Source organism: Micromonospora sp. LZ34, assembly GCF_052981855.1.
Window position 1 is genome coordinate 127,092 of record NZ_JBRIQN010000014.1, and the last position, 19,442, is coordinate 146,533.

Genomic DNA, 19,442 nt, shown 5'->3' on the forward strand with positions numbered 1-19,442 from the left:
ACGTCCGGCACGGCCTCGGCCCCACCCTACTGATGTCGGGCGTGTGCGCCGTGCAGGATAGTTGTCACATGCCGCTTCGACTTCCAGAAAGGGACGGGATGGGTGCCGAGCCGGGCAGTAACCAGAGTGTGGAGCGGGCGCTGACCGTGCTGCGGGCGCTGTCCGGCGGCCGGACCGAACTGCGGGTCTCCGACGTGGCCAAGGCCACCGGGCTCGGTCTGTCCACTACGTCCCGGTTGCTGTCCACCCTGGAGGGAATGGGCTTCGTCGACCGCGACCCGGTCAGCGGCCTCTACCGGCTCGGCCTCGACATGATCTCCTTCGGCGGGGCGGTGCTCAACAGCCATCCGGTGCACCGCGAGGCGCGACAGACCGCGCAGGACCTCGCCGCCGACCTGGGCCTCGGCGTCAACGTGGCGGTACGCCGCGGCGACCGGCTGTTCTACCTGCTCAACTTCGAGGGCCGGCAGGCGCCCCGCCCGTTCGTCCTGGCCGGACAGTACAACCCGCTGCACGCCACCGGGCTGGGTAAGGCGCTGCTGTCCGGGCTGGCCGGCGACGAGCGGCGCGACCTGCTGCCCGCCGCCGTGCTGCACGCGTACACCCACCGCACCGTCACCGACCATGACCGGCTCGACGAGGAGATCGCCCGCACCCTCGCCCGCGGCTACGCCACCGAGATCGAGGAACTCGCCCTGGGTCGGGCCTGCGTCGCCGCGCCCATCCGGGACGGCTCCGGCGCGGTCGCCGCCGCGCTGTCGGTGTCCGGGCCGCTGTCCGCGATCGATCTGCCGGCCCGGGAGGACGCACTCGCCCGCGCGGTGATCGAGGCGGCCGACTCGATCAGCATCGGCCTGGGCTACGTCGGCCCGGCGCACGTCGCGCCGCCGGTCGGCGAGGTGGTGGCCTGACGAGCCCTCGGCCGACGCCGGGTCAGGGGATGGTCACGCCGTAGGCGGCGAGGACCTCGGTGATCGGCTGGTAGTAGGTGGTGCCGCCGGTGGTGCAGTTCCCGCTGCCGCCGGAGAGGATGCCGATGATCGTGCCGGTGGCTGCCACGTACAGCGGACCGCCGCTGTCGCCGGGCTCGGCGCAGATGTTGGTGCGGATCAGCCCGGACACGCTGCCCTGGGCGTAGTTCACGGTCTGGTTGAGGGCGGTCACCAGGCCGCACCGCACGCCGGTGGTGGCGCCGCTGCGGCACACCGCCTGACCGACGTACGCGGTGCCGGCGCCGTAGATGGTGAGCAGGCCGGGATGGGTGTAGACCGCGCTGGGGTGGGCGATCCGGCCGGTGTAGCGAACCAGGCCGTAGTCGTTGGTCGGGAAGCTGCTGCCGGTGCGCGAGCCGATGGTGGTGGTGTGCGCGCTGTCGGCGTACCACGTCGCGGCGGCCGCGGTGCAGTGCCCGGCGGTGACGAAGTAGTAGGTGCTGCCGCTGTGCACGTTAGCGCCGAGCGAGCAGCGACCGCCACCGCTGCCGTAGATGGCCTGCCCGCCGGCGATCAGGATGCGCAGCTGACCCGGCTGGTGGCGCAGCGCGGCGCCGGCCCGGGCGGCGGTCGCGCGCACCGCCGCGAGGTCGGCACCGGTGACGGTGTCGTCGACGGTGACGGTCGGCCGGCCGGTGGCCGGGTCGACGCCCCAGGCGGTGCCGGGGGTGCGGATCTGGGTCAGCGCCGCCGCGGCGGCGGGGGCGGCGTGGGCGGCGGGTTGCCCGCCGAGCAGCAGGGTGGCCAGGACGAGGGCGACGATCGGCAGGCGGCGCATCCGACCCTCCGGTATAGGTAGACGTGGATGCGCTCAGCATCCCGCGCCGGCGTGGCACTTTCAACCGCGCTGTCGGGCAACCGGCAGGCTGAGGCGGTCGGGAGTCGATCTCGGCGCATAGGATCTCCCGATGGCCACCTTCGACAGCTCCGACGGCACGCGGCTCGCCTACCACCGCACCGGTGCGGGCCACCCGCTGATCTGCCTTCCCGGCGGGCCCATGCAGGCCGCGGCCTACCTCGGTGATCTGGGCGGGCTGTCCGCACACCGCTCGCTGGTCCTGCTGGACCTGCGCGGAACCGGGGAATCCGCCGTCCCGGCGGACCCTGGGAGCTACCGGTGCGACCGGCAGGTCGCGGACGTCGAGGCACTGCGCGTACACCTCGGGCTGGACCGGCTCGACCTGGCCGCACACTCCGCGGGCGCCACCCTCGCCCTGCTGTACGCGGCCCGGCATCCCGACCGCGTCGGTCGCCTCGCGCTGGTCACTCCCAGCCCACGGGCGGTCGGCCTGGAGGTCACCGACCTGGATCGCCGGCAGGTCGCCGAACTGCGCCGGGGGGAGCCCTGGTTCCCGGCCGCCTTCGCCGCGTTCGAGCGGATCTGGTTGGGCCAGGCCACGGCCGCTGACTGGGCGGCCATCGCCCCGTTCCTCTGGGGCCGGTGGGACGCGGCCAGCCAGGCGCACGTCGCCGATGAGGCGAGCCAGCGGAACGCGGAGGCGGCGGCCGCCTACTACTCACCCGGCGCCGTCGACCCGGAGGCGGTCAGATCCGCCCTTGCCCGACTCCAGGCCCCGGTCCTGCTGATCGCCGGCGAGTACGACGTCTCGCTCCCCCCGAAGCGCGTCGCCGAGTACGCCGGCCTGTTTCCGCGAGCCGAGTTGGCCGTGCAGCCGGGCGGCGGGCACTATTCCTGGCTCGACGATCCCGAGTGGTTCGTGCAGGCGATGGTCGGGTTCCTGGCGAACGAGCCCTGACCGCGGGCCAGCGTCAGGGCGGCGGCACCCGGCGACGCCGGCATTCCGGGAGCAACGACATCAGGTGGGACCGACCGACTGCGCCACCCGTGCGGCCAGCAGCTCGTACAGGATGTCGTGCGCCGGGGTCGGCGTCCCGGTGGCGACGCCCAGCCGCACCACCGCCCCGGTCCACGCCTCAAGCTCGGACGGGCGGCCGGACAGGATGTCGCGCTGCAGCGACGAGCGGCCGCTCTCCGGCTGCTGGTCGATGAACGCCAACGTGGTCTTCACGACGTCTTCCGGCAGGCGGATCCCGCGGGCCAGCGCCACGTCACGGATCTCCCGCATCAGCGTGGTGAGCAGGTTCCGGGTGCCGGGGCGTGAACGCAGGACGCCGATCGTGGCGTCCGTTGCCGCGCCGAGGCCCCCGAACGGCGCCACGAACAGGAACTTCGACCACAGCTCCAGCCAGACGTCCGCCGGCACGGTGTTCGCCACGCCCGCCTCGTCGAGAGCGCGGCGCAGCCGTTCGACCCTCGGGGTCACCCGGTTGTCCCACTCGCCGTACGTCAACAGGCCCGGCCCGCCGACATGCCGCAGATGCCCCGGCGCCTCGAGGTGCGCGAAGATCTTCGCGGTCCCTGGCAACACCGCCCCCCGGCCGAACGACCCGGCGACCCGCTCCGGCGCGTCGACGCCGTTCTGCGTGGTCACGATCGCCGTGCGCGGGCCAATGAGCGGACCAAGCGCGTCGACGACAGCGTCGAGCTGCCACGTCTTCACGGCGAGGAGTACGAACTCGGCCTCACCGAGGGCGCCGGGGTCGTCGGAGGCCCGCACGTCGGAGACCACGAAGTCGCCCATGACGCTGTGCACCCTGAGGCCGTGTTCCCGCAGCGCCGCCAGATGCGGGCCGCGGGCCAGGAAACCGACGTCGTGACCGGCTGCCGCCAGGCGCCCGCCGAAGTAGCCGCCGATGCCGCCGGCACCCACAACCGCGATTCTCATGACGCACCCCGCTGACCGGCCGACCTTGCGCGGTTGGTTCCGGCGAGCAGCGTGCGGTCGACGCTGTCGGAACCGGCGGGGTGCGCGATCGACCTGGCGTCGTGCTGGCGTAGCCATGCCCGCGCCTCAACAACATTCCGCATGCCTTGACCCTAGGCAGGCGACGCTCGGCCGGCTGCCCTGCGCGGGTGCCCGGTTCGTCACACCACCTGCTCACCCCCGCCGCCAGGAGGCCGCGTCACGCCCGTGGTCGGTCCCTACCGTTCGCCGCCCGCCAGCGTCCGTACCACCTGCTCGTCGATGGTGATGCCGAGGCCGGCGCCGCGCGGCACCGTGCAGCGACCGCCTTCCGGGGCGCTCGCGTCCGGGGCGACCGCGGTGAGCGGGTTGGTGCCGATCCAGTGTTCGAGCACCGCGAAGTTGGGCATCGCCGCGGCGCACTGCACGCTGGCGTACCAGTGCACGGCCGAGCCGATGCTGACGTGCGGGGTGGCCTGCGCGCCGAACGCGTCGGCGAGCGCGGCGATGCGCATGGTCTCGGTGATCCCGCCGGCCCGGCACACGTCGGGTTGCAGCACCCGCAGCGCGCCCGCGCGCAGGAACTCCAGCGCCCGGTGCCGGGTGGCCAGCGAGTCCAGGGCGAGCGGGATGTCCAGGCGGGCGGCGAGGGTGGCGTACCCGTCGAGGTCCTCCGGCGGCAGCGGCATCTCGAAGAACCCGACGCCGGCCTCCTGCAGGGCGCGGCCGACCCGCAGCGCCTGCGGCAGATCGTACTGGCCGGCGGCGTCGGCGTAGACGGACGCCTGGTCGCCGAAGACCTCCCGGACGGTCTGCACGGAGGCGATGTCGTCCTCGGGTCGGGCGCCGATGGCCACCTTCACCGCGTCGTAGCCGAGGTCACGCAGCCGTTCGGCCTCCCGGCGCACCGCCTGCTGGCCCTGCGCGCCGGACCCGGCGGGGGCGGCGGGTACGCCGGAGGCGTACAGCCGCAGGGTGTCCCGGTAGCGGCCGCCGAGCAGGGCGTGCAGGGGTTGGTCGAGGGTGCGCGCCCAGGCGTCCCAGAGGGCGATGTCCAGGCCGGCGAGGGCCTCCAGCCAGAACCCGCTGTCGTGGCCGCGGACCCGCATGCCGGTGTAGACGCGGTCCCAGGTGCGGCCGATCTCGTCCAGGCGGGAGCCGATCGCGAGGGGAGCGATCAGGTCGTCGAGGATGGCGGCGGTGGCGCGGGCCCCGACGGGTGCCTTGGCCTCGCCCCAGCCGACCACGCCGTCGGCGGTCTCCACCCGGACGAGGACCGCGTCGATGGTGTCGCTGTAGACGTAGCGGCGGCGTTCCATCGGCGGGTAGTCGACCAGGGCGCTGCCGTGGTCGGCGCTCCACGCCCGGGCGCCCCAGTAGGTCTCCGCCGGCTTGGCGTGCACCGCGTAGCTGCGGACGTCGACGACCTTCATCGGTTCTCCTTGCCGGTGATGCGGTCCAGGGCCGCGTGCAGCACGGGGGCCTGCCCCCAGGGGAAGACGCCCAGCGCGCGGTGGTGGTAGTCGTGAGCGGCGCCGATCGGGGTCGCCTCGGACACGGCGAGCGCTCCGCCGGGGGTGAGCCGGCGCAGGGTCGCCGCCCAGGCCCGGTCGGCCATCGCCCGGTGGGCGGGGTCGACCAGACCGGCGTCGATCGCGTGCGGCACGGCCCAGGCGAGGTACGCGGCGACGCTGGCCTCGATCGGGGCGTGCGGGTCGTCGACCACGGTGCGCCACTGCCCGTCCTGTTCGTACGTGGCGAGCGCGTCGACGAGGCGGGTCAGCCGGGCGGCGAGTCCCGCGTCGGCGGCCCGGGTGAGGGTGTCGGTGAGGCCGAGCAGTGCCCAGGCCTGCCCGCGGCCCCAGGCCACGCCGTTGCCGCGTCGGGTCGTCGTGTCGTAGCCGTGCTGGAACAGCCCGTTGGGCAGTTGCAGCGCGGTGGCGTACTCGCGGGCGTAGGTGACCGCCTCGTCGAGGTGGCCGAGCGCGGCCAGGCCGGGGCCGTCGGTGTGCATGCAGTCGACCCAGACGGTCGACGCCCAGGGCGCCAGGTCGGGCCGGTGCAGGCGTGGCCCGCCCGGCGTTGTCGGCCGGGCGTCGAGCACGGCGGCGGTCCACCGCCGGCAGGCGTCGGTGACGTCGACGTCGGGCCGGCGGGCGGCAAGGGCGAGCAGCGCGTCGACGGCGATGAGGTGGTCGGTGGGGTCCGGTGGGGCGGTCAGCGACGGCGTCACCAGGTCGACCACCCGCTGGGTCAGGTCGGGGCGGCGCAGTGCGTCGCCGGCGCGTAGTAGCGCGGTCAGCGTGCCGCCGACGCCGAAGCCCCAGATCCGCGGGGTGGTGGCGGTGGTCGCCTCGGCGACCACCGCCACCAGCCGGGTGTCGAGCACGGTCACTTGATCAGGGCCTGCACCGCCCGGCCGGCCTCGCGCATCGCGTCGGCGGGGCTGGCCTTGCCCACGAGTACGGCCTGCACCTGCTCTGAGATGGCCGTCTCCATCTGGGCGTACTGCGGGTACTTCCAGAACGGGTTCGGGGTGGCGGTGGCGGTGATCCGCTCACTGAACCGCGAGGTGAAGGCGTCGGTCTTCACCTGCTCCGAGGCGAGCGCCGTGGTGGTGGTGGGCGGCAGCGACAGGTCCTTGAAGTAGCCGAGGACGGTCTGCTCGTCGCTGGTGAGCCACTTGGCGAAGTCGGTGGCGGTGTTGGCGCCCTCGCCCTCGACGACCACGACGGCGTGGCCCCACTGCACCGCCCGGGGCTTGTCGCCGGAGTTCTTGACCGGGCGGGCGATCGGGTCCAGCTTGTCGGCGATGGACTTGTCGGGGGAGCCCTTGACGACGAAGTCCCGCCCGACGATGGCGTCGTCGTAGATGGCGGCCTTGCCCTGGGCGAACAGGGTCCGGGCGTCGACCCGTTCCACGTCGGGGGCGATGAGCTTCTCGTCGTAGAGCTTCTTGTACCAGGCGACCGCCTCGACGCTCGCGTCGTCGCCGACGGTGACCTTGTCGCCGTCAAGCAGTGGGCTGCCGAAGGTCTGCATCCAGATGAGGATGTCCTTGAGCTGGGCGACCTTGGTGGAGGCCGCGTACGGGATGACGCCGGTGCCCTTGAGCGCCCGCAGCGCGGACTCGAAGTCGGCGATGGTGGCGGGTGCTGTGGTGACGCCCGCCTTCTGCAGCAGTTCGCGGTTGGCGATCAGTCCGATCGCGGCGGTGGTCCAGGGCAGGCCGACCTGCTTGCCGTCGACCTGGCCGGAGCTGAGCGCGGCCTCGGTGTATCCGGCGCCCTTGGCGACGTCGCCGAGGTCGCGAAGCTTGCCGAGGGCGGCGAGGCCGGCGAGCCAGGCGATGTCCATCTGCGCGGCGCCGGTGAACTGCCCGCCGCGCACCTGCAGGGTGAGTTGGTTGAGGTAGTTGTTGTAGGCCAGCGGCACGCCGTTGACGGTGATGCCGGCCTTGCTGCCGTAGCCGCGCATCAGTTCTTCGATCTTGGCCTTGGAGGCGTTGTCGGCCAGGCTCCAGGAGGCGAAGGAGAAGTTGGTGGCGGACTTGGCGGTGTCCTCCTCGGGGCCGTCGGCGCTCGGCGCGCAGGCGGCCATGCCGCCCAGCCCGAGGGCGCCGGCGCCGAGCCCGACGAGGCGGAGCATGTCCCTGCGCGAAAGGTTGCTACTCATGGTTGGACCTCCGGGACGGGGGTGGTGTTATCCCTTGATGGCGCCGGCGGTGATGCCGCCGACCAGGAATCGTTGGAGCGCGATGAACGCGACCACGACCGGCAGGGACGCCAGCAGTGACGCGGCCATCAGCTCGGCCCATTGCGCGGTGGCCTCGCCGAGGTAGGCGTTGACGAGGCCGGGGGGCAGGGTGGTCTTCTCGCGTCCGGCGAGCGTGAGGGCGAAGATGAAGTCGTTCCAGCCGCGGACGAACGCGAACAGTCCGGCGGCGATCAGGCCGGGCGCCGACAGCGGCAGGATGACCGAGTGGATGGTGCGCAGCCGGGACGCGCCGTCGACGCGGGCGGCCTCGACGAGGGAGTCGGGGATGGTGTCGAAGAAGCCCTTGAGCATCCAGACGCAGAGCGGCAGCGTGAAGGTGGTGAACGACAGCACCAGCGCGGTGTAGGTGTCGAGCAGTTGGTAGGCGCTGAACAGGGCGTAGAGGGTGACCAGCAGCAGCGCTTGCGGGAACATCTGGGACGAGAGCACGAAGTACATCAGGCTGCGCCGGCCGCGGAAGCGGAACTTGGAGAAGGCGTAGCCCATGTAGGCCGAGACGATGACGCTGAGCACCGCGGTGATGACCGAGACGACGAGGCTGTTGCCCAGGTAGCGGGCGAGCGCGGGCTCGTTGGCGAGGTTGGCGAAGTTGTCCAGGGTCAGTTCGGCGGGGATGAACGACGGCGGGTAGCGGAAGGTGTGCTGCGCCGGGGTGAACGCGGTGACGAGCATCCAGTAGACGGGCAGCAGCCCGAACCCGCCGAGGACCGCCACGGCGATCCAGGCCGCGGCGCGGGAGCCGCGGCTGTCCCTCGCGGAGCGCTTGCTCACAGTTGTCCCTCCCGCTCGGACCGGCGGACGTAGATGGCGACCATGCCGAGCAGCAGCAGCATCCACAGCAGGCCGAGGGCGCCGGCGCGGCCGAGGTCGAAGCCCTGGAAGGCGGTCTCGTAGACGGCGGTGGCGAACGTCTCGGTGGCGCCGGCCGGGCCGCCGCCGGTCATCACGTAGATCAGGTCGAAGTGCTGGAAGTTCCAGATCAGTTCCAGCAGCAGGACGATGCCGATGATGCCGCGCAGGTGCGGCAGGGTGACGGCGAAGAACCGCTGCACCGGGCCGGCGCCGTCGGTCTCGGCCGCCTCGTGCAACTCGGCCGGAACGGTCTGCAGGCCGGCCAGGAGCATCACCATGATCCAGGGGAAGCTGGCCCAGGTCTTGGCGACGATGACGGCGGTCATCGCGGTGCCGGAGCCGGCCAGCCAGGCCTGCGGTTCGTCGATCAGCCCGACGGCCTCCAGCGCGCCGTTGGCCAGCCCGTAGTTGGCGTTGAAGATCCACATCCAGAGGAACGACACCACGACGCTCGGCACCAGCCAGGGGATGAGCAGCAACCCGCGCAGGGTGGCGCGGCCCCGGATGCGGGTGTTCAACGCCAGCGCCAGCGCGAGGCCGACCAGGAACGGCGCGACCGTGGCGCCGACGGTGAAGACCAGCGTCTGGCGCAGCAGCCGCCAGAAGTCCCCGCCGAGCAGGTCGGTGATGTTGGCCAGCCCGACGAAGGTGCGCCCGGGTTCGACGAGGCTCTGCTCGAAGAACGCGGTGACCAGGGAGGCGACCAGCGGGTAGACGACGATCGCGGCGAGCATCGCCAGGGCGGGCAGCATGAGCAGCGCGGCGAACGCGCCGTCGCCGAGCCCCCGGGGCGGACGGTCACCGCCCGATTTCGGGGTGGGTTTGCCGCGGGTGGTGTCGGGGCGGGTGTCGGTGCTCATCGGGCGGCCTGCATGCGCGCGGGGATGCGGTCGGCGGGGCCGAGGTAACCCAGGCCGGTGCTGATCGCGTCGGCGGCTTCGATGACCATGCGGGACAATTCCGCCTCCCGGGTGTCGAGGGCGATCGCGGACAGCGGGCCGGAGACCGACAGGGCGGCGCAGACGGCGCCGGTGTGGTCGAGGATCGGGGAGGCGACGCAGGCCCGCCCGCGGGCGAGTTCCTCGACCTCGGTGGCGTAGCGGCGCTGCGCCGCCTGCTCGACGGCGGCGTCGAGAGCGGCGTGGTCGGTGATGGTGGCCGGGGTGTACGCCGGCAGGTCGGGCAGCAACGCCCGACGCTGCTCGGCGTCGGTGCCGATCAGCAGGCACTTGCCGATGCCGGTGGCGTGCAGCGGGTTGTGCTGGCCGATCAGCACGAACGACCGCGGGGCGAGGGTGCCCTCGAAGTTGCACAGGTAGAACAGCGACGCGCCGGTGCGGACGGCGACGTTGGCGCCGAGACCGAGTTCCGCGGCGAGGTTCTGGGCGCGCTGGCGGGCCTCGCGGTGCACCGGGTGGTTGTTCAGGGCGACGCCGGCCATGGTGATCAGCGCGGGGCCGAGTTGGTAGAGGCCGCTGACCTGGTCGCGGCGCACCAGGTCGCAGGCCTCCAGTGTGGCCAGTAGCCGGGAGGCGGTCGACTGCCCGAGTCCGGCATGGCGGGCGACGTCGGACACGCGCAGCGCGGGCTGGCCGGCGAGGAACGCGTTCAGCACGGCGGCCGCCTTCTCCACGCTCTGGTTGGTGCCCTGATCACTCGCCACGAAGTCTCCTTCTGGACGTCCCATCCATTGCTGTGTCAGAGTGGCGCTCATGTTGCATCGTGTCAACCGCCGGTTGCATACGAGTTGCAGAAATGCGGTTTCGAGGTGCTCCCGTGAAAACTGAGCGTGAAGTTCCGCCCTTCGACCAGCCCACCGAGATCGACGGCCACGCCGGGCCGGACGGGCGGCGCGTGCTCAGCGCGCCACTGCCCGCGATGGCGGGCAACGTCGCCGTCCGTACCGCCGTACGCGTGCCGGAACCGCGGCACGGCACCGGTGTCAGCACCGCCGAGCTGCTCGTCCACGCCGGCGCCGACCGGTGGTACGCCGTCGGGCTGCGGGTGCGCACCGGCGTGCGCTACCTGACCGTGACCCGGCACGCCGAGGGACGCGCCGAGCTGCTCGCCGACGACATCCTGGCCTACGACTTCGGGCGGTGGCTGCCCGTCGAGGTGACCGTCGTCGACGGCCGGATCACCGTCACCGTCGACGGAGGGACCGCGGTGAGCGTCACCGACCGCCACCCGCTCGACGGGGGCGGCGTCGGGCTCGGCGCCACCGCCACCACGGCGAGCTTCGCCCCGGTCGAGGTGGTCGCCCTCGGCCCCCGTACGACGAACGCCCGCGCCCAGATCGCCGACCCCGACCTCGCCACCGCGGCCGTCGAGCCCGCGGCGGCGGCCGAGGGCGACCGGTACCGGCTGGACGTCGCCGCGCTGCGCTGGGACGGTGGGTCCGGGTACGCCGCCGAGCTGTCCATGCGCTGCGGCGACGGCTGGGAACGGGTGGGCGGGGAACGGTTCGGCGAGCGGTGGCTGGTGCTGCACGGCGAAACCGGTAGCCGCCGTGACCCGCAGGGCACCCTCGACCGGCACCCGGTCACCTTCGCCGAGGTCGAGGTGCGCGGCGCCGACACCGTCCGGCTGCGCGGCGACCACCCGGACCTGTTCTCGCTCACCGTCACCTGGCGGCTGGGTGGGGACCACCCGTACGTCGACATCGCCCTCACCCCGCGGGTCGACGGCCGCTTCGTGGTCGCCTACCTGCCGTTCGCCGCCGCTGCCGTGGACGAGGTCGACGAGGTGCTGTGCGGGCCGCTGCGGCACGCCCGGATGGTCGGCGGGCCGGCGTCCGTCGGCCGCGACGAGCTGTTCGCGCCGATGTGCCTGGTGCAACGCGGGCCGGTCACCGCCGGCCTGTTCGCCCCCGCCGGCGAGCTGCCGTTCGAGTACGAGTCGGCCCGCGGCGACGACGACCAGCCCTTCGGCATGGGCCTGCGCACGCCCGACGGCCGGGTGGGGCCCATCCTCTACGCCCCGCAGTACGGCCGCCGCGCCGACCTGCGGGCCGGCGAGGAGTACCGGTTCACCGTCGGGGTGTACGCCGGCCGCGCCGAGCTGTACCACGCCTACCGCGCCCTGCTGCGCGGCGAGTACGGCTACACCGCCTACCGACGCAACGTCGCCGGCTGCTCGCTGACCGACACGGTGCACAACCTGATCGACCTGATGAAGGCCGGCCCGGGCAGCGACGACCAGGTCGACTACCAGGGCTCGCCGAGCGGCTGGTGGAGCCGGGCCAAGGGGTTCATCGACATCGAGAACGACCAGGCCGTCCGGGCGACCACCACGTCGGTGCTGCTCGGCGCCTACCAGCTCACCGGCGACGACGAGCTGTACGAGACCCGGGCGTTGCCCACGATCGAGTTCCACCTGTCCCGCAACGGCTACGGCTGGACGCCGCGCGAGGACGCCACCGTCTACGGCGACCCGACGAAGAACGCGCTTTGCGGCACCCCGTTCGGCGCGCCCGCGCTCGCCCCGCTGCACACGCTGACCCGGGGCACCCTCACCGCCGCCCGTGAGCTGGCCCTGTCCTGCCTGGACGCCCAGGACTACTGGCTCAAGCGCACCCCGATGAGCGAGCCCCTGGCGGCGTACCGGATGAGCCGCGACCCGAAGCTGCTGCGGCAGGCCGAGGAGGCCGCCGAGCGGTACGTCGCCGAGGAACTCGACCAGCCGTACGGCGGCGAGGCCGATCCGCACGACTTCGCCATCTACTACTGCCGGGCCTGGATCGAGCTGCTGGAGATGTACGCCGAGACCGGCCGGCGCCGCTACCTCGACGCCGCGTACGCCGAGGCGAAGCGCTTCGTCACCATGGTCTTCGCCCGCCCGGTGCCCGACACCACGGTGACCGTGCCGCAGCGGCCGCTCTTCGTCGACCGGCAGATCGAGCTCACCGGCTGGTGGAACCCGGACGACCTGTACGACTACCCGGCCACCGACGTGCCCGACGAGCAGGTGCCGGCCTGGCAGGTCTCACCCACCGGGTTGAGCATCGAGGCGTTGAACACCTACCGGTTCAACGGGTTCACCCTCAACCCCGGTTGGGCGCCGTTCCTGCTGCGGCTCGCCGCGCACACCGGCGACGACCTGCTGCGCGACGTCGCGCACAACGCGTTGGTGGGCCGGTTCACCAACTACCCCGGCTACTACTACCGGCAGCTGACCGTGCACCACCTGCGCCCCGACTTCCCGTGGACCGGGCCGTTCGGCAACACCACCATCTACCACCACCACGCGCCCGCCCAGCTCGGCATGGCCGTCGACTACCTGGTCGCCGAGCACGAGACCCGCTCCGGCGGGGCGATCTCGTTCCCGGGGGAGTTCGAGCAGAACTACGTGTGGTTCGCCTTCCGCGTCCACGGCCACGCCCCCGGCCGCTTCCACGGCGAGGACGGGGTGTGGCTGTGGCTGCCGAAGGGCCTGGTTCGGCTGGACAGCGATCAGGTCAACTGGATCGCCGCCGAGGGCGGGGACCGGCTCTGCGTCAGCCTCACCAACGCCGCCGTCACCGACACCACGGTGACCGTCACGCTGGATCCGGCGCGGGTGCCGATGACGCCGGGCGTGGCGTACCGGGCGACCGTGATCCGCGACGGCGACGAACCGGAGGAGACCCGAGTCGTCGATCACCGGCTCACCGTCGACGTGTCCGGGCACGGCATCACCGCGATCGTCGTGCACGGCGTCGCGCTCGACGTACCGCTGCACCGCGCGGACGCCGCGCCGGTCGGCGCGCACCGGTTCGACGACGGCCCGGTGGGGGCGGTGCGGGGCATCCTGATCCCCAAGCCGGACGGCAGCCGCTACCACGCCTACGTGCAGGCCGCGGCCCGGGAACCGGCCACGTTGCACTGGTCGCTCGACGACGGCGCCAGCTGGCAGCAGCGGCAGGTGAACACCTATCCGAACGAGTGGACCGTGCCGGTGGACGACCTGACCGCCACGTTCACCTACATCGTGCAGGTCGGCGACCGGCGCACCGAGCCGGTGCGGCTGGCCTGCGGGCAGGAGGTGTGATGCGGATCCGCGAGGTGCACACCCACGTGCTCAAGGTGCGCGCCGAGGAGGCGTACCTGGGGCCGAAGCGGGACGGGAGCAGCATCGGCGGCGGCTACGAGGTGCGCGAGCCGTGGCGCAGCCTCTACTCCTCCCGCTACGAGACGCTGCTGGTCGAGGTGGTCGCCGACGACGGCACCACCGGCTGGGGCGAGGCGCTCGCGCCGGTGGCGCCCGAGGTGCCCGCCGCGATCGTCGACCTGCTGCTCGCGCCGGTGCTGGTCGGCATGGACGCCACCGCCCCCCGCCCGTCCTGGTACCGGCTGCGCGACCTGATGCGGGAACGCGGCCACCTGGTCGGCCACCAGGCTGACGCGCTCGCCGCCGTCGACATTGCGCTGTGGGACCTCGCCGGCCGGCTCACCGGGCTCGGCGTCGCCCACCTGCTCGGCGGCGCGTTCCGCACCCGCCTGCCCACATACGTCTCCGGGCTGCCCCGCCCCACCGACCCGGAACGGGCCGAGCTGGCCCGGGACTGGGCCGACCGGGGCGCGACCGCGGTCAAGCTGCACCTCGGGCACGGCGTCGCGGCCGACCTCGCCACCGTCGACGCGGTCCGCGCGGCCGCCCCGGACCTGCGGGTCGCCGTCGACGGGCACTGGGCCTACGGGGTGGACGAGGCCGTCGCGCTGGCCCGCGGCCTCGCCGAGCGGGGCGCCTGGTTCCTGGAGGCACCCCTGGCCCCGGAGGACGTCGCCGGGCACGCCGAACTCGCCGCCCGCTCGACCGTCCCGGTCGCGGTCGGCGAGGCGCTGCGCAACCGGTACGAGTTCGCCCAGTGGCTCGACGCCCGGGCCCTGCGCATCGCCCAGCCGGACGTGGCCCGCACCGGGATCACCGAGGCGATGGCGATCGCCGAGCTGTGCGCCGCCCGGCACGTGCCCGTCGCCCCGCACCACTCCGTCGGCATGGGCGTCTCGCTCGCCGCCGGGCTGCACGTCGCCGCGGCGGTCGCCGACCTCGCCGCGTTCGAATACCAACCGACCTCCACCGAGGTCGGCGCCCGCATCCTCACCGGGCCGGTGCCCCTGCACCCGGCCGCGTTCGACCTGCCCGCGGGACCCGGACTCGGCGTCGACGTCGACGCCGACACGGTTCGCGCCCTGGCCAAGGAGTCCTGAGTGCCCCACACCGTTCACGGCCTCGTGCCGATCCTCGCCACCCCGTTCGGGCCCGACGGCGCCCTGGACCTGCCCAGCCTGCGCCGGCTCACCGAGTTCCAACTCGACAGCGGCGTGGCCGGCGTCGCGGTGTTCGGCATGGCCAGCGAGGGTTTCGCCCTCACCACCGAGGAGCGTGTCCGCATCCTCGCCACGGTCACCGACGTCGTCGCCGGCGCCGTCCCGGTCGTCGCCGGCGTCAACGGCACCTCGACGGTCACTGCGATCGAACAGGCCGACGCCGCGGTGGCCGGCGGCGCCACGGCGCTGATGGTGCTGCCCCCGTTCATGGTCAAACCCACGCCCGACCAGCTGCTCGCCTTCTACGGCGACGTCGCGGCGGCCGCCGGCGTCGAGGTGATGGTCCAGGACGCGCCCGGCGCCACCGGCGTCACCATGGCACCCGCGCTCATCGCCGAACTGGGCAAGCTCGACGGCGTCACCTCGGTGAAGGTGGAGACGCCGCCGACCGTGCCGAAGGTCGCGGCCGTGGTCGCCGCCCGCGCCGACGACAGCTTCGCCGTCCTCGGCGGCCAGAACGCCCAGTTCTGCCTGGAGGAGTACGCTCGCGGCGCGATCGGCACCATGCCCGCCTGCGAGTTCCCCGACCTGCTCGGCCCGGTCCTCGCCGACTGGGAGGCCGGCCGGCGGGCCGAGGCGCGGGCCGGGTTCACCCGGCTGCTGCCGCTGATCCTGTTCGGCCTGCAGCAGGGCATCGCCTGGGCGGTACACAAGGAGGTGCTCGTGCGGCGCGGCCTGATCGCCGACGCCACCGTGCGCTCCCCGGCCCGCCCGCTCGACGCGGCCGGCCGGACGTCGCTGACCACCATCCTCGACGACCTGGGACTGGACCGGTGAGCGGCCGCGGCGTCCTCGTCGTCGGCGCGTCCTCGCCGATCGGCACCGCCATCGCCCGGGCGTTCACCGCCGCCGGGGACCGCGTCGTCGGCGTCAGCCTCGACGAGCACGCCGACCCGGCGTTCGCCGCCGAACTGGTCGCCGACTGCGCCGACCCGGACGCCGCGGCCGGCGCAGTCGCCACGGCGCACCAGACGCTCGGCCGGCTCGACGTGGTGGTGCCCGCCGCCGCCGTCATGCCGGTCGCTCCGGCCGCGCAGACCACCGACGCGCAGTGGCGGATCGCGCTCGAGGCCACCCTCGACTCGACGTTCTATGTCGTGCGGGCCGCGCTGCCGCTGCTGCCGCGCGGTGGCGCGATCGTCGCGGTCAGCTCCGTCAACGCCACCCTCGCCGCTCCCGGCCTGCCCGGCTACGCCGCCGCGAAGGCCGGCGTCGAAGGACTCGCCCGCCAGCTCGCCCTGGAGTACGGGCCGGCCGGGATCCGGGTCAACGCGGTCGCGCCCGGCATGATCGGCAGCGCCGAGCTGCCGGCCGTGACCGAGGGCTACCCGCTGCGCAAGGTCGGCCGCCCCGAGGACGTCGCCGCCGCGGTGGCGTTCCTCGCCTCCCCGGCGGCGGACTTCATCACCGGCACGGTGCTCCCGGTGGACGGCGGCCTGTCCATCGCCTCACCCGCCGCGTGGCTGCGACCCGACCTGCGCGCCCGATGGTTGTGACCGGCGAGGACGTCGACTGGTCCGTGCTGGGAGAACTGCGCTGCGAGCTGGGGGAGAGCCCGGTCTGGCACGCCAGCCGGCTGCACCTGGTGGACGTCACCAGCCACACGGTCTGGACCGTCGACGCCGGCACCGGCGCGGCGCACGGTGTGACCTGCGCACGGCGCCTTACCGCCCTGGTGCCCACGGCCGGCGGCGGGTGGCTGGGCGTCTCCGGCCGTGACCTCGGCGCCGTCGACCCGTACGACGGGACCTTCCGGACGATGCTCAGCCTGCCCGGGCCGGCCGACCTGGCGTTCAACGACGCGGTGTGCGGACGCGACGGGATGCTGTACGTCGGGTCGATCGACCGGGGCCGCGCCGGCCGGGCCGCCCTCCACGGGGTCGGGGCGGACCTGAGTCACCGGGTCGTGGCCGACGGGCTGGGCGCCTCGAACGGCCTGGACACCAGCCCGGACGGCACGATCCTCTACCACGCCGACACGTTCGCCGGCACCGTCACGGCGTACGGGCCGGACCGGCGCCCGGTGGCCTCCGTCGGCGTCGATCGGCCGGACGGCGTCGTGGTCGACGCCGAGGGCGGGGTGTGGGTGGCGCTGTGGGGATCCGGCCTGGTTCACCGTTACACCGCCGACCTCGTGCTGGATCGCGTGCTGCGGGTACCGGCGCCACTGGTCACCAACGTGGCGTTCGGCGGGGCGGACCTGCGCACCATGTTCGTCACGACGGCCCGGACCTCGGGCGTGGCGCAGACGGGTGCGGTGTTCACGGCCGACGTCGGCGGACGCGGACTTCCCCCGGCCCGGTTCGCCCGTCATGCCGGCATCGGCCACGGAAGGCCAGCCTGAGTCGTCTGTGACAGTCACGCACCGGTCTTGTCACGCAACTGTCATGAAACCGCAGGGTCACCTCCAAGATTGACTTCGAAAGTGGTGGCCAGGCAGTCGCCGATGTCGGGGGAATCGCGCTTCAGCGAACTCCTCGGGTGCGACAGCTTCCGAGTTCCCGGGCCTGCCCCTGGCGGTCGGGACCAACACAGGGATGCGGGCAACGGGCGCGTCGCGCCCGCAGATGTGGCCTGCGTCCCGCGAGACCACGGAGGGTCCACAGACCATGACCGTGTCTGCCACACCGGCGGCAACCGAGGACAGCAATCTGCCGGGCGGCGCGCCCGTCGGGACGGACCACGGCAAACGGGACATCGACCGCACCGTGCTGGGCGTGGCCGCCGCGGTGTCCGTGCTCTTCGTCCTGTGGGGCGTCGCGGCGACCGACAACCTGGCATCGGTCACCGGCGCGGCGCTCGACTGGGTGGTCACAGCGTTCGGCTGGATCTTCGTGCTGGCCAGCGCCGGCTTCGTGGTGCTGTCGATCTGGCTGGCGCTGAGCCGGTACGGCCGGATCAAGCTCGGCCGCGACGACGAGCAGCCCGAATTCTCCACCGTCTCCTGGGTGGCGATGATGTTCAGCGCCGGCATGGGCATCGGCCTGATGTTCTGGGGTGCCGCCGAGCCGCTGTCCCACCTGGGTACCCCACCGCGAGGTCTCACCGAACCGAACTCCCAGCAGGCCGCCCGGGTGGCCATGGAGTACTCGTTCTTCCACTGGGCGCTGCACCCGTGGGCGATCTACGCCGTGGTCGGTCTGTCGCTGGCCTACTTCACCTTCCGCAAGGGCCGGCGTGGCCTGATCAGCAGCGCTTTCTTCCCGCTCATCGGGAAGCGCGCCGACCGCGGCCCCGGCAAGGCCATCGACGTCTTCGCCATCCTCGCGACGCTGTTCGGCTCGGCGGTCTCCCTCGGTCTGGGCGCCCTTCAGATCAACAGCGGCCTGACGAACCTCTGGGACGTGCCGAAGTCCACTCCGTTGGCGATCGGCATCATCGCGGTGCTCACCGTGGCGTTCGTGGTGTCCGCCGTCACCGGCGTCAAGCGCGGTATCCAGTTCCTGTCGAACACCAACATGGTGCTCGCGGTGGCGCTGTTGTTCTTCCTGCTCGTGGTCGGGCCCACGGTCTTCATCCTCAACACGCTCACCGCGTCGACCGGCGGCTACCTCTATGACCTCATCCCGATGAGCTTCCGCACCGGCGCCTTCGGCGGCGAGCAGTGGATGGCGGGCTGGACGATCTTCTACTGGGCCTGGTGGATCTCCTGGACGCCGTTCGTCGGCGCCTTCATCGCCCGGATCTCCAGGGGCCGCACCATCCGCCAGTTCGTCCTCGGTGTGGTGGCCATCCCGAGCCTGGTCAGCGTCGTCTGGTTCTCGGTGTTCGGCGGCACCGCCATCGACCTGCAACTCGGCGGCACCGACCTGTCGGCCGCCGTGTCGGAGAGCCCGGAAGCGGCCCTCTTCGCGGTCCTTCAGGAGTTCCCCTTCTTCACCGTCACCGCGATCCTGGTGATGGTGCTGGTGGCGCTCTTCTTCGTCAGCGGAGCCGACGCCGCCTCGGTGGTGATGGGCACGCTCTCCTCCCGTGGCGACATCGAGCCGAGGAACTGGCTGGTCGCCATGTGGGGCGTGCTGACTGGCTTGGTGGCCGCCGTGCTGCTGCTCGCCGGCGGGCTGTCCGCCCTGCAGTCGCTGACCATCCTCGCCGCCCTGCCGTTCCTGTTCGTGATGGTCGGCATGGTCGCCGGGCTGCTCCGCGAGCTGCGCCGTGAACCCGCCAGCGCGACGATGGCCCCGGAAATCCGTGCCCTGGCCGTCGCCGCCGAGCCGGCACCGGCGAACGCCGACGCGTCCTGACCCGGCGTGCTGCCGCGGGCAGGCCCCTGTGGGGCGGCCCGCGGCGCACTCGGTTTCACGCAACCTTGCGAAGACCGGCGAACTGCATACCGGTGAAGCCGGCGACCACAATCGCCTGCGCGATCACCAGGGCGGTACCGAGGCCGGTCAGCGGGAACCAACCGGCGACGAGCAACTCCACGCTCGCGGCCACCCAGGCGACGTTGACCGCCATTACGACGCCCACGGCGGCCCTGCTCACCCTCGGCCGCGACGCGAGGAGGAAGAGCCCGGCCGCGAAGGCGACCAGGAACACACCGACCGGGTAGAGGAAGGCGGCGGGAAGGCCGAAGAGCTCGCCGAAGATCGCCGCGACGGCGACGTAGACGACTCCGTTGGCGCCCGAGCCCATCGCGTCCTGCTTGAGAGCGAAGCGGAGCAGCCGGGCGTCGGCGGCGGTCTGGACGGTGCTGGCGATGGTGGTCATCTCGGGAGGTCCTTTCGTCGTGCTGACGTGCGTGTGAT

At 72.9% G+C, this 19,442-nt stretch carries 17 protein-coding genes; 8 read left to right on the forward strand and 9 right to left on the reverse strand.

All coding sequences use genetic code 11. The annotated features are described in order from the left end of the window. Positions 1 to 98: 98 nt before the first annotated feature. On the forward strand, positions 99 to 911 hold the full coding sequence (locus ACVCAH_RS17395; protein ID WP_447137191.1) for an IclR family transcriptional regulator: 813 nt from the start codon (positions 99 to 101) through the stop codon (positions 909 to 911). 22 nt (positions 912 to 933) lie between these two features. Here ACVCAH_RS17395 and ACVCAH_RS17400 read toward each other — a convergent pair whose 3' ends face one another. Beyond that, entirely contained in the window at positions 934 to 1,770 is an 837-nt protein-coding gene (locus ACVCAH_RS17400) for a S1 family peptidase (protein ID WP_447137192.1), read from the reverse strand. Between the two features lie 130 nt (positions 1,771 to 1,900). On the opposite strand from ACVCAH_RS17400, the gene ACVCAH_RS17405 reads away from it, so the two are divergent. Beyond that, positions 1,901 to 2,749 carry an alpha/beta fold hydrolase gene (locus ACVCAH_RS17405; protein ID WP_447137193.1) on the forward strand — a complete coding sequence of 283 codons (849 nt, stop codon included), beginning with the start codon at positions 1,901 to 1,903 and terminating at the stop codon, positions 2,747 to 2,749. Positions 2,750 to 2,809: 60 nt separating this feature from the next. Here ACVCAH_RS17405 and ACVCAH_RS17410 read toward each other — a convergent pair whose 3' ends face one another. The 7 genes from ACVCAH_RS17410 to ACVCAH_RS17440 all read right to left on the reverse strand — a co-directional run bounded on the left by ACVCAH_RS17410 (position 2,810) and on the right by ACVCAH_RS17440 (position 10,049). Further along, a complete protein-coding gene (locus ACVCAH_RS17410) occupies positions 2,810 to 3,739 on the reverse strand; it encodes a 2-dehydropantoate 2-reductase (RefSeq protein ID WP_447137194.1) in 930 nt (309 codons plus the stop codon). A gap of 257 nt (positions 3,740 to 3,996) precedes the next feature. After that, positions 3,997 to 5,190: a mandelate racemase/muconate lactonizing enzyme family protein gene (locus ACVCAH_RS17415; protein ID WP_447137195.1), complete on the reverse strand. Its 1,194-nt coding sequence runs from the start codon at positions 5,188 to 5,190 to the stop codon at positions 3,997 to 3,999. Beyond that, positions 5,187 to 6,152 carry a glycoside hydrolase family 88 protein gene (locus ACVCAH_RS17420; protein WP_447137196.1) on the reverse strand — a complete coding sequence of 322 codons (966 nt, stop codon included), beginning with the start codon at positions 6,150 to 6,152 and terminating at the stop codon, positions 5,187 to 5,189. The genes ACVCAH_RS17415 and ACVCAH_RS17420 overlap by 4 nt, the downstream gene beginning before the upstream one ends. After that, entirely contained in the window at positions 6,149 to 7,432 is a 1,284-nt protein-coding gene (locus ACVCAH_RS17425; RefSeq protein ID WP_447137197.1) for an extracellular solute-binding protein, read from the reverse strand. The genes ACVCAH_RS17420 and ACVCAH_RS17425 overlap by 4 nt, the downstream gene beginning before the upstream one ends. Before the next feature lie 27 nt (positions 7,433 to 7,459). Further along, on the reverse strand, positions 7,460 to 8,305 hold the full coding sequence (locus tag ACVCAH_RS17430) for a carbohydrate ABC transporter permease (RefSeq protein WP_447137198.1): 846 nt from the start codon (positions 8,303 to 8,305) through the stop codon (positions 7,460 to 7,462). Then, the gene (locus ACVCAH_RS17435; RefSeq protein WP_447137199.1) at positions 8,302 to 9,246 is read right to left on the reverse strand and encodes a carbohydrate ABC transporter permease; all 945 of its coding nucleotides are present in this window, start codon (positions 9,244 to 9,246) and stop codon (positions 8,302 to 8,304) included. The genes ACVCAH_RS17430 and ACVCAH_RS17435 overlap by 4 nt, the downstream gene beginning before the upstream one ends. Continuing rightward, positions 9,243 to 10,049 carry an IclR family transcriptional regulator gene (locus ACVCAH_RS17440; protein WP_447137200.1) on the reverse strand — a complete coding sequence of 269 codons (807 nt, stop codon included), beginning with the start codon at positions 10,047 to 10,049 and terminating at the stop codon, positions 9,243 to 9,245. The genes ACVCAH_RS17435 and ACVCAH_RS17440 overlap by 4 nt, the downstream gene beginning before the upstream one ends. Positions 10,050 to 10,162: 113 nt before the next feature. On the opposite strand from ACVCAH_RS17440, the gene ACVCAH_RS17445 reads away from it, so the two are divergent. The 6 genes from ACVCAH_RS17445 (at position 10,163) to ACVCAH_RS17470 (ending at position 18,938) form a co-directional block, all read left to right on the forward strand. Continuing rightward, the gene (locus ACVCAH_RS17445) at positions 10,163 to 13,414 is read left to right on the forward strand and encodes a hypothetical protein (RefSeq protein WP_447137201.1); all 3,252 of its coding nucleotides are present in this window, start codon (positions 10,163 to 10,165) and stop codon (positions 13,412 to 13,414) included. After that, positions 13,414 to 14,574, forward strand: a complete 1,161-nt coding sequence (locus ACVCAH_RS17450; protein WP_447137202.1) for a mandelate racemase/muconate lactonizing enzyme family protein — start codon at positions 13,414 to 13,416, stop codon at positions 14,572 to 14,574. Before ACVCAH_RS17445 ends, ACVCAH_RS17450 begins: the two co-directional genes overlap by 1 nt. After that, complete coding sequence (locus ACVCAH_RS17455) at positions 14,575 to 15,471, forward strand: dihydrodipicolinate synthase family protein (protein WP_447137203.1); 897 nt, start codon at positions 14,575 to 14,577, stop codon at positions 15,469 to 15,471. After that, a complete protein-coding gene (locus tag ACVCAH_RS17460; RefSeq protein WP_447137204.1) occupies positions 15,468 to 16,190 on the forward strand; it encodes an SDR family NAD(P)-dependent oxidoreductase in 723 nt (240 codons plus the stop codon). Before ACVCAH_RS17455 ends, ACVCAH_RS17460 begins: the two co-directional genes overlap by 4 nt. Further along, positions 16,181 to 17,038, forward strand: a complete 858-nt coding sequence (locus ACVCAH_RS17465; RefSeq protein WP_447137205.1) for an SMP-30/gluconolactonase/LRE family protein — start codon at positions 16,181 to 16,183, stop codon at positions 17,036 to 17,038. The genes ACVCAH_RS17460 and ACVCAH_RS17465 overlap by 10 nt, the downstream gene beginning before the upstream one ends. A 265-nt stretch (positions 17,039 to 17,303) precedes the next feature. Then, complete coding sequence (locus tag ACVCAH_RS17470; protein ID WP_447137206.1) at positions 17,304 to 18,938, forward strand: BCCT family transporter; 1,635 nt, start codon at positions 17,304 to 17,306, stop codon at positions 18,936 to 18,938. 55 nt (positions 18,939 to 18,993) lie between these two features. Here the strand turns inward: ACVCAH_RS17470 and ACVCAH_RS17475 are convergent, their stop codons facing one another. After that, positions 18,994 to 19,404, reverse strand: a complete 411-nt coding sequence (locus ACVCAH_RS17475; RefSeq protein ID WP_447137207.1) for a hypothetical protein — start codon at positions 19,402 to 19,404, stop codon at positions 18,994 to 18,996. Between the last annotated feature and the right edge of the window lie 38 nt (positions 19,405 to 19,442).

Bases quoted from the DNA above. Each gene is read 5' to 3' on its own strand.
- ACVCAH_RS17475 (WP_447137207.1), bottom strand. From the start codon at position 19,404: ATGACCACCATCGCCAGCACCGTCCAGACCGCCGCCGACGCCCGGCTG.
- ACVCAH_RS17425 (WP_447137197.1), bottom strand. From the start codon at position 7,432: ATGAGTAGCAACCTTTCGCGCAGGGACATGCTCCGCCTCGTCGGGCTC.
- ACVCAH_RS17400 (WP_447137192.1), bottom strand. From the start codon at position 1,770: ATGCGCCGCCTGCCGATCGTCGCCCTCGTCCTGGCCACCCTGCTGCTC.
- ACVCAH_RS17410 (WP_447137194.1), bottom strand. From the start codon at position 3,739: ATGAGAATCGCGGTTGTGGGTGCCGGCGGCATCGGCGGCTACTTCGGC.
- ACVCAH_RS17465 (WP_447137205.1), top strand. From the start codon at position 16,181: ATGGTTGTGACCGGCGAGGACGTCGACTGGTCCGTGCTGGGAGAACTG.
- ACVCAH_RS17450 (WP_447137202.1), top strand. From the start codon at position 13,414: ATGCGGATCCGCGAGGTGCACACCCACGTGCTCAAGGTGCGCGCCGAG.
- ACVCAH_RS17395 (WP_447137191.1), top strand. From the start codon at position 99: ATGGGTGCCGAGCCGGGCAGTAACCAGAGTGTGGAGCGGGCGCTGACC.
- ACVCAH_RS17435 (WP_447137199.1), bottom strand. From the start codon at position 9,246: ATGAGCACCGACACCCGCCCCGACACCACCCGCGGCAAACCCACCCCG.
- ACVCAH_RS17415 (WP_447137195.1), bottom strand. From the start codon at position 5,190: ATGAAGGTCGTCGACGTCCGCAGCTACGCGGTGCACGCCAAGCCGGCG.
- ACVCAH_RS17470 (WP_447137206.1), top strand. From the start codon at position 17,304: ATGACCGTGTCTGCCACACCGGCGGCAACCGAGGACAGCAATCTGCCG.
- ACVCAH_RS17405 (WP_447137193.1), top strand. From the start codon at position 1,901: ATGGCCACCTTCGACAGCTCCGACGGCACGCGGCTCGCCTACCACCGC.